Origin of the sequence: Staphylococcus edaphicus (assembly GCF_002614725.1) — a bacterium.
GTDB lineage: Bacteria > Bacillota > Bacilli > Staphylococcales > Staphylococcaceae > Staphylococcus > Staphylococcus edaphicus.
This window is the reverse complement of record NZ_MRZN01000036.1, coordinates 1-12,356: the sequence shown is the minus strand read 5'-3', so window position 1 is coordinate 12,356 and position 12,356 is coordinate 1. Positions and strand designations below refer to the sequence as shown.

The 12,356-nt window shown below is 34.4% G+C and carries 12 protein-coding genes; 8 read left to right on the top strand and 4 right to left on the bottom strand.

All coding sequences use genetic code 11. From position 1 onward, the window contains the following. Positions 1 to 158: 158 nt before the first annotated feature. Entirely contained in the window at positions 159 to 1,730 is a 1,572-nt protein-coding gene (gene mbcS, locus BTJ66_RS13390; protein ID WP_099091436.1) for an acyl-CoA synthetase MbcS, read from the bottom strand. 479 nt (positions 1,731 to 2,209) lie between these two features. Between mbcS and BTJ66_RS13385 the strand changes: the two genes are divergently transcribed. Next, positions 2,210 to 3,613, top strand: coding sequence for an MDR family MFS transporter (locus tag BTJ66_RS13385; protein ID WP_099091435.1), 1,404 nt, complete (start codon positions 2,210 to 2,212; stop codon positions 3,611 to 3,613). Positions 3,614 to 3,757: 144 nt separating this feature from the next. Here BTJ66_RS13385 and BTJ66_RS13380 read toward each other — a convergent pair whose 3' ends face one another. Beyond that, on the bottom strand, positions 3,758 to 4,954 hold the full coding sequence (locus BTJ66_RS13380; RefSeq protein ID WP_099091434.1) for an amidohydrolase: 1,197 nt from the start codon (positions 4,952 to 4,954) through the stop codon (positions 3,758 to 3,760). 151 nt (positions 4,955 to 5,105) lie between these two features. Next, the gene (locus BTJ66_RS13375; protein WP_099091433.1) at positions 5,106 to 6,287 is read right to left on the bottom strand and encodes an MFS transporter; all 1,182 of its coding nucleotides are present in this window, start codon (positions 6,285 to 6,287) and stop codon (positions 5,106 to 5,108) included. Positions 6,288 to 6,406: 119 nt separating this feature from the next. Between BTJ66_RS13375 and BTJ66_RS13370 the strand changes: the two genes are divergently transcribed. The 7 genes from BTJ66_RS13370 (at position 6,407) to BTJ66_RS13340 (ending at position 10,540) form a co-directional block, all read left to right on the top strand. Then, a complete protein-coding gene (locus tag BTJ66_RS13370) occupies positions 6,407 to 6,784 on the top strand; it encodes a winged helix-turn-helix transcriptional regulator (RefSeq protein ID WP_099091432.1) in 378 nt (125 codons plus the stop codon). A gap of 103 nt (positions 6,785 to 6,887) precedes the next feature. Then, a complete protein-coding gene (locus BTJ66_RS13365; protein ID WP_099091431.1) occupies positions 6,888 to 7,313 on the top strand; it encodes a MaoC family dehydratase in 426 nt (141 codons plus the stop codon). A 140-nt stretch (positions 7,314 to 7,453) separates the two neighbouring features. Next, positions 7,454 to 8,212 carry an SDR family oxidoreductase gene (locus BTJ66_RS13360; protein ID WP_099091430.1) on the top strand — a complete coding sequence of 253 codons (759 nt, stop codon included), beginning with the start codon at positions 7,454 to 7,456 and terminating at the stop codon, positions 8,210 to 8,212. A 30-nt stretch (positions 8,213 to 8,242) separates the two neighbouring features. Beyond that, positions 8,243 to 8,563 (top strand): hypothetical protein, encoded by a 321-nt coding sequence (locus BTJ66_RS13355; RefSeq protein ID WP_099091429.1) that lies wholly within the window; start codon positions 8,243 to 8,245, stop codon positions 8,561 to 8,563. 89 nt (positions 8,564 to 8,652) lie between these two features. After that, positions 8,653 to 9,000, top strand: a complete 348-nt coding sequence (locus BTJ66_RS13350; protein WP_099091428.1) for a MerR family transcriptional regulator — start codon at positions 8,653 to 8,655, stop codon at positions 8,998 to 9,000. A gap of 35 nt (positions 9,001 to 9,035) precedes the next feature. Continuing rightward, positions 9,036 to 10,016, top strand: a complete 981-nt coding sequence (locus BTJ66_RS13345; protein ID WP_238597650.1) for a low temperature requirement protein A — start codon at positions 9,036 to 9,038, stop codon at positions 10,014 to 10,016. A 164-nt stretch (positions 10,017 to 10,180) separates the two neighbouring features. Further along, on the top strand, positions 10,181 to 10,540 hold the full coding sequence (locus BTJ66_RS13340) for a DUF1304 domain-containing protein (RefSeq protein WP_099091426.1): 360 nt from the start codon (positions 10,181 to 10,183) through the stop codon (positions 10,538 to 10,540). Between the two features lie 147 nt (positions 10,541 to 10,687). Here BTJ66_RS13340 and glcP read toward each other — a convergent pair whose 3' ends face one another. Further along, on the bottom strand, positions 10,688 to 12,043 hold the full coding sequence (gene glcP, locus BTJ66_RS13335) for a glucose transporter GlcP (protein WP_099091425.1): 1,356 nt from the start codon (positions 12,041 to 12,043) through the stop codon (positions 10,688 to 10,690). Positions 12,044 to 12,356 lie beyond the last annotated feature (313 nt).

Here is a 12,356-nt window from a genome sequence, read left to right as displayed (position 1 = left end):
AGAGACTACAGGCTCGAACCATACCCCAGGCAAGCATGCACGGTCAAAATCGTAAGATTTTAAATATAAAGAGGACTAACCCATAAAGGATTAGCCCTCTTTTTTTGAGATTGGGTATTTATGTCCCAGCCTCGTTTTATATATACTCTATAATCAACTTATTTCTTTTGTTCGGCTTCTCTCAATTCAATGCGTCTAATTTTACCTGAGTTTGTCTTAGGTAAGTCTTCGACGAATTCGATAGCACGTGGATACTTGTAAGGTGCGACATCTTGTTTTACATAATTTTGTAATATTTTAACTGTATCATCCGTGGCTGGCACATCATCTTGTAAAATAACAAACGCTTTAACGATGTTCCCTCTGATTTCATGTGGGCTCGCAACGACAGCACATTCTTTCACGTATTCGTGTTTTGTTAGTGAATCTTCAACTTCGAATGGTCCAATTGTATAACCAGAGCTGATGATAATATCATCCTTACGACCCTCAAACCAGAAATAACCATCTTCGTCTAATTTAGCCAAGTCTCCGGTGATATAATATTCGCCTTTTCTAGGTTCAGCCGTACGTTCTGGATCTTTATAGTAACCTTTGAACAACGCAGGTAGGTCTAACGGCACTGCAATATTACCTACTTCTCCAATTTCTGCAAGTTCCCCATCGTCATTGATTACTGTGACATGACTTCCAGGAATTGCCTTGCCCATAGAACCAGGACGGCTTTCCGTATCTTTTAAGAAACCAATTAATAATGTACTTTCTGTTTGTCCATAACCATCTCTCACTGTAAGATTAAAGTTATCTTGGAATTTTTCAACTACTTCTCTATTGAGTGGTTCTCCCGCAGATACAGCACTATGCAAATGTTCCAAATTATAATCTGTAAGATTTGACAGTTTCGCCATTAAACGGTATTCCGTTGGGGTACAACACAGCACATTAATTTTATAATTTTGTAATAATTCTAAGTATTTTTCAGCATTAAATTTACCATTATATACAAATGCTGTTGCGCCTGAACCCATAATTGATAAGAAAGGACTCCACACCCATTTTTGCCAACCTGGTGCTGCAGTTGCCCAAACAATATCGTCTTCATTAATGCTTAACCAATGTTTAGGGGCCATTTGCATATGTGCAAATCCCCAACCATGGGAATGAACGACCGCTTTAGGATTGCCTGTTGTTCCTGAAGTATACGATAATAATGCGACATCATCTCTTGACGTGTCTTCAATATTTAATTGATTCGATACAGTTGATTTTTCATCTTCTAGAGCATACCAATCCGCTTCATGACCACCAACAATAAATTTCGTTAGTGTTGCGTATTCTTTCACGGCTTGGAATTCATCAATCCTATCTGCCATTACCACAATCGCTTTCACTTCGCCATGGGTGATTCTATATTGTAAATCTTTGGTACGTAACATTTCTGAACTAGGAATAATAACAAGACCTAGTTTCAATGCAGCAAGATAAATTTCGTACGTTTCGATGCAACGAGGCATCATGACAAGTACTTTGTCACCTTTTTGTAGGCCATAGTTTAAAAATATGTTTCCTATTTTATTAGCATTTTTTATCAATTGCTCATATGTGATTGTATTTGTGTCGCCCGCAGCGTCTTCAAAAATCACTGCTTTTTTAGTTTCATCAGCCGCGTATTTTTCAATTTCGCTGACAATATTATATGTCTCAGGGGCAATCAAGTCATTTTTATTCATTATCTCTGTACTCTCCTTCAATACTGTGTCTATGATTCTTAAAATGTATTTCTTATTTCATTCATAGAAATATGCTTATCCATAGCCATGATAATTTTATTCCTATCACATGTAAAAAGATATGTTTATGATTATAAATTTATGAATACTTTCCTATTATAGTACAACAATCATTCATTATGGAAATATTCTGAATTTTAATATTGCTATGATGTTTTACATGACAATGCTTATTTCTTGATAATCATTTTGACATTTATTACTTAAGTCATGTAGTATTTCTATTATACAGTTGTAAAATGTTATCACAAGTTCTTTCTAACACTTGTTTAAATAATGTATTTTTACACTTGGTGTATGTATCTATTTTTATATAATTTGGCTACCGATTTAATTTTTTCAGTTCAACTTTTAGAATTAAATTATGTATAGTGCTATAATATAAAACAGTGTAATTTTTTATGAAAGAAGTGAGTTAATTGAGTACAAACGATACTTTCCATGTTGAAAAACGAATCCCCTTATTTATCGTATTATTATCAGGGGCTTTTATTACTATTTTAAACCAAACATTACTTGGTACAGCTTTACCCCCAATAATGAAAGATCTTCAAGTATCTGAAAGTACCGTACAATGGTTACAATCTATATTTATGCTTGTAAACGGAATAATGATTCCGGTCACAGCCTTTTTAATTGAAAAGTATACCTCTAGGCAATTATTTATAACCGCCATGAGTATTTTTGCTCTAGGTACCTTGCTCTGTGCGATTGGAACTGATTTTTCACTATTGTTAATCGGTCGTATATTACAAGCTGCAGGTGCAGGTATCATGATGCCATTGATGCAAACGATATTATTTTTATCTTTCCCTAAAGAAAAACGTGGTACAGCAATGGGTCTATTCGGGCTTGTCATTGCGTTTGCTCCAGCTATCGGACCAACATTATCCGGTGTGTTAGTAGAACATCTATCATGGAGAAGTGTCTTCTATGTCGTATTCCCGATTGCAGTTATTATTATTATTGCATCTATCTTCCTATTGAAGAACGTTACAGAAACGTCACAACCAAAATTAGATATTGCATCCGTAATTTTATCTACACTTGGTTTTGGTGGACTTCTATACAGCTTCAGTTCTGTTGGAGAAGCAGGATGGGGTAGTATACAATTCATAGCACCACTTGTAGTAGGTATCGTTTCATTGATTATATTCATTCGTCGTCAATTGAAATTAGAAGAACCTATGCTTGAATTCAGAGTGTTTAGTTATAGCATCTATACATTAGGTACCGTACTAAGTATGTTTGTATTTGGTGTATTAATTGCTACAAATATACTATTGCCTTTATATATGCAAAATATGTTACAGTTTTCTGCATTAGAATCCGGTCTGGTCTTATTACCTGGTGCAGTCGTTATGGGACTTATGAACCCACTTACCGGTTACTTATTCGATAAATTCGGTGGAACTTGGTTGGCACGTATTGGGTTGTTCATTTTAGTGGTTTCTTCAATACCATTTACAATACTAACGGCGCATACAAGTTTTACTTATCTTGCAATTTCCAATGCTTTACGGATGATTTCAATTGCAATGGTCATGATGCCTATGACAACATTAGCAATTAATCAATTACCGAATCACCTCATAGCACACGGAACTGCAATGAATAACACCTTTAGACAAATGGCAGGTGCCATTGGTACAGCTTTATTCATCACTTTGATGTCAGTTTCTGCAAATCCAAGTGATGGCGTAGAAGGTATTATTCATGGTGTCAATGTGACATTCATGGTTGCAACTGGTATTTCAGTTATTGCATTAATCTTATCTGCTAAGTTAACGGATGATAGCAAACCGTCACGTAGAACGATGTAATTTGTATTTGAAGTACATGATTCTAATAAAAAAGCACTTACGATACATTCTTTGATGAATGTCGTAAGTGCTTTTTATTTATCTCATAACATTAATAACCAATTGCTGAAAAAGACTCAAAGATGCGTGATAAGCTTTTTTAAATTACTCCGCCGCAGACAATCTGTTGATGGCAATTTCACCTAATGATTTGGCTGCTACAACTAAAGCATCTTCGTTCACTTCAAATTTAGGATGATGATTCATGTATGGTGACTTTGTACCCTCCGGTTTACAACCTACAATATAGAATGTACCTGGGATTTCTTTTAAATAATAAGCAAAATCTTCAGACCCTGATACGGCAGGAATTTCAATTAGATGTTCAAAATAATCACCTTGGCTTGCACTTAAAATATCCACTACATGATTTGTTTTATCGGGATGATTATATAAGACTGGATAGCCGAATTGATAATCTAAGTCATACGTAACATCAAACCCTACAGCTACACTTTTAGCAACTTTTTCAATTTCTTCATACATAAATTGCTCTAATTCATCATTAAGATAACGCGCTGTACCTTTAATCGTCACTTTGTCTTGGATGACATTCGCACCACCTGGTGCATCAAAAGAACCAACTGTAATGACCCCCATCTCTGAAGGATCAATACGTCTAGATACAATCGTTTGAAGTGTATTCACAAAGTTTGTCCCCGCAACTAATGCGTCATGGGTCTTATGGGGACTCGCAGCATGGCCGCCTAATCCTTTAATTGTCAATGTAAACGTTGAACTGCCTGCAAATGCGTTCCCTTTATTAAAACCTATCACTTCTGGCCCTGCCACAGGTACAACATGAATACCATAAATCTCATCTACATCGTCGAGCACACCAGAAGCCATAATTTGTTGTGCGCCTCCTGGTGGCATTTCTTCTGCATGTTGGTGAATGATTTTAATCGTACCTGAAAGTTGGTCTTTGATTTCAATCAATGCCTCTGCTAAACCAAGTAAATAGGCAGTATGCGCGTCATGTCCACATGCATGCATGACACCTTCGTTTAGTGATTTGAAGGGCACATCGGCTTCTTCTTCAATGGGAAGTGCATCGAAATCAGCACGTAATCCAATCGTTCTACCGGGTTGTTGCCCCTGTATTTCAACGATAATTGCATGACTTCCATCAACGGGTTGGGTCATTGTTACATCTTTATTTTTATAGAAATCTTGAATATATGCAGAAGTTTCAGTTTCTTGAAAAGATAATTCAGGGTGTTGGTGTAAATAGCGACGATGTTGAACCATTTGTGGCTTTTTAGCTTCTAATTTTTCAAACAACGTTTCTTTTATATTCATAAACATTCACTTCTTTCAGTTAAATTTAAAACCTATCACTCTATAACAAGTTTAAATTTAATGAAATATTAATTCAAATATTAATTGAAATTTTTAAAACTTTACACTTTTTATGATTGTTTTTGAAATAACAAGTAAATAAACCACTTATTTAAGCTATATTAACGTTTGTCGCTTTTTCATTTTTATAAACAATCCACATCATAACACTAGCAATCAGCACCATTGTGAAGCCAAAATAAGGCGTCATGGTAATTGACATATGATTGAGCACGTACCCACCAATCACAGAGCCTAATGTAATCCCGATATTAAATGAAGCAATATTTAGACTAGACGCAAAATTTGTAGTAGCTTTATTTTTACGTTCAGCAAATAGTACCACGATTAATTGCAATCCAGGTACATTCATAAAGGCGAAAAGACCCATGACTAATATCGCGATTGTACCTAAGATTTGATGAGATACCGTTATACCTACTACAAATAACACGATTGCTTGAATTAAAAATATACCTATCAGTACTTGTGTTGGATGGTTATTAGTCAATTTACCACCAAGCGTATTTCCTATAGCGACCATCACACCGTAAATCACTAACAATAGGACTACCCCATCATCACTATAATGTAAGATGTCAGTTAACATGGTTGTTAAATATGTGTACACAACAAAGGTTCCACCATAACTCAGTGCGGTAATGAAATATACCATCATTAAGGATTTATTTTTAAAAACAGTTAATTGTTCTAGCATAGACGCTGATTCATATTCATTTAAATCACTAGGTACTGATACGACGTTGAAAATTAAACTTAATAAACCGATCAGGGCAATTGTAATAAAGGAAGCTTCCCAACCAAATTGTTGGCCAATCCACGTACCAAGCGGTACACCTGTAATCGTTGCAACCGTTAATCCTGTAAACATCATAGCAATCGCACTAGAACGTTTATCTGGTGCAACTAGGTCGCTAGCAATTGCTGTTGCAATCGACATAAAGACACCATGCATTAATGCTGAAAGTATACGCATGGCTAGTAACATACTAAACGTCGTCGAAAAAGCTGCACATGCATTTGCGATAATAAAAATAACCATAATACCAATTAATAGGTGCTTGCGTTTTATTTTATTCGTTAATGGCGTCAACAGTGGTGCGCCTATCGTAACACCAACAGCATATAGTGAAACCGTCAATCCTGCTAATGATATCGTCGTATGAAATGAATCTTTAATTAATGGCAATAAACCTACACTTATAAATTCCGTCATACCTATTGCAAACGCTGATATTGCCAATGCTAAGATGGCAAATTTATTTTTTCTCATGATTTTTTTCGCTCCTTATTTCTATTGATTGTGTTACTATAAATCACACATACACAATAAGGAAGTACGCACTTTTATGTATTATAGGTACTTAAAAGTGCCTATAAGGAGAGAAACAAATGACTAAAACATATAATATTGGTGTAGAAGCCACCATCGATGTCATAGGAGGAAAGTGGAAACCGGTCATACTTTGCCACTTACAAAACAATGGACGTATGCGCACAGCTGAACTAAAACGTGCCATTCCAACCATTACGCAGAAAATGCTGACACAACAATTACGTGAACTAGAAAAAGATAGCATTATCAATCGCCGCGTTTATAATCAAGTGCCTCCCAAAGTCGAATATGAACTTTCTAAATATGGTCAAACATTAGGAGAAATTCTTTCTTCATTATGTTACTGGGGAGAATTTCATGTTGAAAAAATGTATGAGCAAGGTGAATCAGTCACTTTAAATCAACAAGACTATATCAATATTCCCAAAACTTAAACTAATTCGATATCACTGAATATATCGTTTTTGAAACGGAAATGTTGCACTTAGACCGTTACGCTTTCATCACAATGAACATTAATAAATAGGAGATTGAATCATGAAATTAGATGAATTTACAATCGGTGATTTATTTACAACACACCGTTACAAAGTCACTGAAGCAGATATAATGTCATTTGCAAAAACTTATGACCCTCAGTATATGCACTTAGATAAAGAAAAAGCCCAACAAGGCAGGTTTAACGGACTCATTGCTTCAGGTATACACACGCTATCCATTTCATTCAAACTTTGGATAGAAGCAGGTAAATATGGCGAAGATGTCATTGCTGGCACCCATATGAATCATATTAAATTTATTAAACCTGTATTTCCGGATGACGAATTACAAACAGTTGTTGAAGTGTTGAAGAAAATACCGAATAAAAAAGACCAAGGACTACTAACCGTTCTATTAACTACATTCAATCAGCACGAGGACAAAGTGTTTGTCGGGGAGCTCACTGCATTAATCAAGCGTTAAACTTTCCACCAAATCGCTTGTATGCCCTACTCTAATGATGTCTTTTAAATGATTATTAATATATGCAAATTTCATGTATATGGTTGCCTGATACTGCACTCTCAGGTTTATGATATGTAATATATAAAAGGAGGCTAATTATGGGTAAATTCAACAACTTACAAAACAAAGTCGTAGTCATTGCAGGTGGCGCAAAAAATCTAGGCAGATTATTAAGTACCACTTTTGCACAAGAAGGTGCGCATATCATAATCCATCATCATGATGCACACACTCAAAATGATGCACAAGAAACTTTAGCTGAAGTTGAAGCACTAGGAGGAAAAGGTAGCTTGTTCAAAGGAGATTTGACCGTTGTTGAAAACATAGCATCATTGTTCCAACATGCCGAAACTACTTTTGGAAAAATAGACATCGCCATTAATACGGTGGGCAAAGTACTCAAAAAACCTATTTCAGAAACTACCGAAGCCGAATACGATAGTATGCAAGACATCAATGCGAAGTCCGCTTATTTCTTTATCAAATACGCTGAGCAAGCGATGAATGATCAAGGGAAAATTATCACGCTAGCAACTTCTTTACTTGCAGCTTATACAGGTTTATATTCTACGTATGCAGGTGAAAAAGCGCCGATTGAACATTATACACGTGCTGCGTCAAAAGAATTTATGGATAGAGGTATTTCAGTCAATGCAGTGGCGCCGGGTCCAATGGACACGCCCTTCTTTTACCCACAAGAAGGCGAAGACGCTGTGGCTTTCCATAAATCTCAAGCACTTCACAACCAACTGACTAAGATTGAAGATATTGCACCGATTATCAAGTTTTTAACACTAGATGGCTGGTGGATTAACGGACAAACGTTATTCGCCAACGGTGGCTATACAACGCGTTAACACTTCAAAGATAAACAAGAAGGCTAACTCATGTATGCATTTTTAGCAATTCAAAAAGAACATGAAACAATAATAAAGATTATTACAGAAGCAACTGTGGTAGATAGTAAACAAGTAGCACTATCTAGTAATCCATATGTTCAATCTTTGGCAGACGCAATGATTGAACTGTCACACGAAAACAATTTATTTCACAATGACATTCAACGTATTGGTCTAAACATTGGCAACATTGAAGCCATTGGTTATGACACACACGAATTACTAAAAAGCGATTTAGAAGCAACATTTGGTTTCGAAGCAATAGTTCAAAGTGATTATGAAGCATTACTTAATCGACTTATACAGTAAAACAACTATAACCATAAGATAATCGATTTCTAATTGCCTTGTTCATAGCCTATTAGAAATCGATTCAGTTATAGAGAGGTGAGTTAAACATGCAAGTTAGACAAGTAGCCGAACATTTAGATTTAAGTGAACATACCATCCGTTATTATGATAAGGCTGGGCTTTTCCCATTTATTGAGAGAAATAATAATGGTTATAGAGAGTTTACTGAAGAGGATTTGTATTGGGTTGAATTTATAAAGTGCATGAGACAAACACATATGCCGATATCAAAGCTAAAAGAAATTGCTAAATTATATCATCAAGGCAGTGAGACAAAACTTAAAAGAAAAGAAATATTTTTAGAACATCAAAAGAACTTGTTAGAACAAAAGAAACTTATTGATATTGGTTTGGAAACATTGGAACAAAAATTTAAAATACTTGAAAATGAGTAGCAACTACTTGAATAAATTGATGTGTCAGTTTGTTTATGAACATCGTAAATGATAGAGGTGTCACAATGGAAGTGGAAAGCAAAAAAGAAGTAAGTATGACAGAATTATTCTTCGATTTAGTATTTGTATATGTATTGTCTTCAATTAACCATACAGTAGAAGAAATATCACATAATCTGATGTCTTTAGAAGAACTTGGAAAGAGTTTTATGATGTTTTTAGTGTTTTTTTCTATATGGATTTATCGTACACTGCTAGTCAACCGCTTCTTTAGTAAAAAATGGTATCAATATCTCTTTGTCTTTATAGATATGTTTCTTATCATTATATTATCGAGAGCAATCAATGGAAACTTCCAAGAAACATTCACACCATTTGTTGTGATGACAAGTTTAATCTATTTAAGTATTTTCATACAATACTTTATTAATTACAAACTCACTCATTCACAGGTTGATTTTAATTTGGTTAAAGTGTACACAAGTGGATTGTTACTGTCTATTATACTTTCTCTAGCATCACTTTTCATAGCTTCACCGATTAACTTTTGGATTTACTTTATTGCCATTGTTATTGTCGCAGTATTTCCCTTAATCTTTTATAGCGTTTCAAATCGTAACGCTGTATTCTTTAACCACTTAACGGAACGTTTAAGTTTACTTGTCATTTTATTATTTGGTGAAGGCATTGTTTTATTAATTCAAAATATTGAATTAGCGCATTTAAATTTCACATATGTATTGTACTTTATTTTTATAACGTGCCTATTCTTAATTTATGTATTTCATTATAAAGAAACAGACAAAAAAACAGATAATCATACTGGATTTACAACAATCTATACACACTTATTCTTAATATTTTCTTTAGATACATTATTCCTAGTGATGAATAAATCACTTTTACATCATTTGAGCATTATAGAAAGCATTGGCGCACCTATGTTTTTCATCATTTTCATATTGTGTATCACAATCAACATATATTTACACAAACCAAAGTCATCTAATGCTTAATTCAAACTTCACATACTTAAAGATTGATTATTTTTTAGCCTGCTTATGTCCTAGATTCCAAGGTATAAGCAGGCTAAATATTTGTATTTATTTTCTATCACTATTTCTATATAATCATAACAATGGACAACATATACCGTTATTAATCTAAAGGAGAGATTGAAGTGAGTACAATTTCATATATTCTAACGCTATTCGTTGCTGCAGAATTTTTTTACATAATGATATTACAGACCTTTGCCACAACTTCTAATAAAACCAGTAATTTGTTTAAAATGTCAAAAGCAGCATTAAAGCAAGAAAATTTAAATACCTTGATGAAAAACCAAGATGTCTATAACGGACTTTTAGGATTACTACTTTTATATGCACTCTTTTTGTCAAACCACGCCACGGAATTGATTAGCTGTATATTAATTTACATGATTCTCGTAGCACTCTATGGTGCATTAACAAGTCAAAAATCAATTTTATTAAAACAGGGTGGCTTACCGATTATTGCGTTAATGTCATTACTATTTTAACCTCACTAAATTCTTCAAATTATCAATATGAAGAGTCAAAGAAGATTAAACAATCGTAGAAAGTTTAAAGAATAAATAAAAAACGGGAGTTGGATAGAAATCTAATATACTTAAAAAGATTTTATCGTCCCACTCTCGTTATTTTATTTATTTAATTTGTTTTGGTTCAGTGCCTAGTGTTCTTTCTCTTAAATCATATTCAATTTCTTCTAAACTGCGGCCACGCGTTTCTGGTAAGTACTTGATGACAAATATCATAGCAAAGACACCGATGACTGCAAAGATTAAGAACACCCATTCCGTACTTAGTGCACTATTTAACACAGGGAACAATTGAGCAACAATTAGTGTACCAATATTCAATACCAATGTTGCTAAGCCTGTCGCGGCACCACGTGCACGCATTGGGAACATTTCTGGTAACATAACCCAAAGGATCGGTCCCCAAGTTAAACCAAAGAATACAATAAATAGCGATAGACACACGATAATGATAGCTGCTGACGAAGTAATGCCAATCGTCCATATTAAAATAGCCATAACTAGTAATGACGCAACCATGCCAATATTACCCGTGATAAGTAATTTTTTGCGTGCAATTTTATCTGCTATAAATACCGCTACAATAGTCACAATAACATTAATTGTTCCGATACCGACCGTTCCTAAAATCGAAGTCGCTTCACCTAGACCTGCCTTGCTAAAAATGGTCGGTGCATAAAATATAATGGCATTGATACCGATAATTTGTTGGAATAAGGCAAACACACATCCAATTACTAAAGTCGGTCTAAGCCATGGAGATTTTAGTATAGACCATGTTGATTCTGAAATAGCCGAAATTTCTTTCATTTCTTTAATTTCAGTGTTAATTTCTGTTTCATCATTGAATGTTATTTTCATAACATCTCTTGCTGCTTGTTCACTTCTATTTTCTAAGAGCCATCTTGGACTTTCAGGCATAAATGCAATACCAATCAATAAAATCACAGAAGGTACTACCGCTAGCCCTAACATCCAGCGCCACCCCTCTATATCTGCAAATGCATAGTTCACTAAATAAGCAGCTAAAATACCTAACGTAATCATTAATTGGTTTAAAGAACCTAAAGAGCCTCTATAAGCTGTTGGTGCCATTTCAGATAAATAAACCGGTACCGTTGCCATAGAACCACCTACAGCTAAACCAATAATTAAACGGCCTGCTACAAGCATAGGCATATTTTGCGAAACTGCTAGGATTAAAGAGCCTACAATATAAATCACTGCAATCATTAATACGAGTCTTCTTCTTCCAATTCTATCGGATAATGGCCCACTACCTCCCGAACCAATAATTGCCCCAACAAGCATAGATGCAACGACTAACCCTTCTGTAAAACTATTTAGCGGAATATCGTCATGAATAAAGAGTAGTGCTCCCGAAATCACACCATTATCATAACCATATAACAAGCCACCAAGCGCACCTAATATAAAAATCAAATTTTTATTAGCTTTCACAATTTAACATCCCCTTTAAAATTAATCTCAGTATAATCCTATTATGTAAGCGTTTCAAATATTAAATTTATTTTTCCAAAATATTTTGAGAAAAAAATACTTTATTTTTATTTAATAAGCAATTTTCATTCACTATTATTAATTTGTTCTACTTCATTATGCCGATATCAAAGCATACTTCCAAAGAAAGACGTTTCTACTACAACAGTGTAGTACCAGTTTCAAAAAGCAATATGCTTTATTCAGATAATTTACAAAATAAAAAGAACCTCGCTCGAACAAGATTCTTAAATGAATGATATATAATTATTCC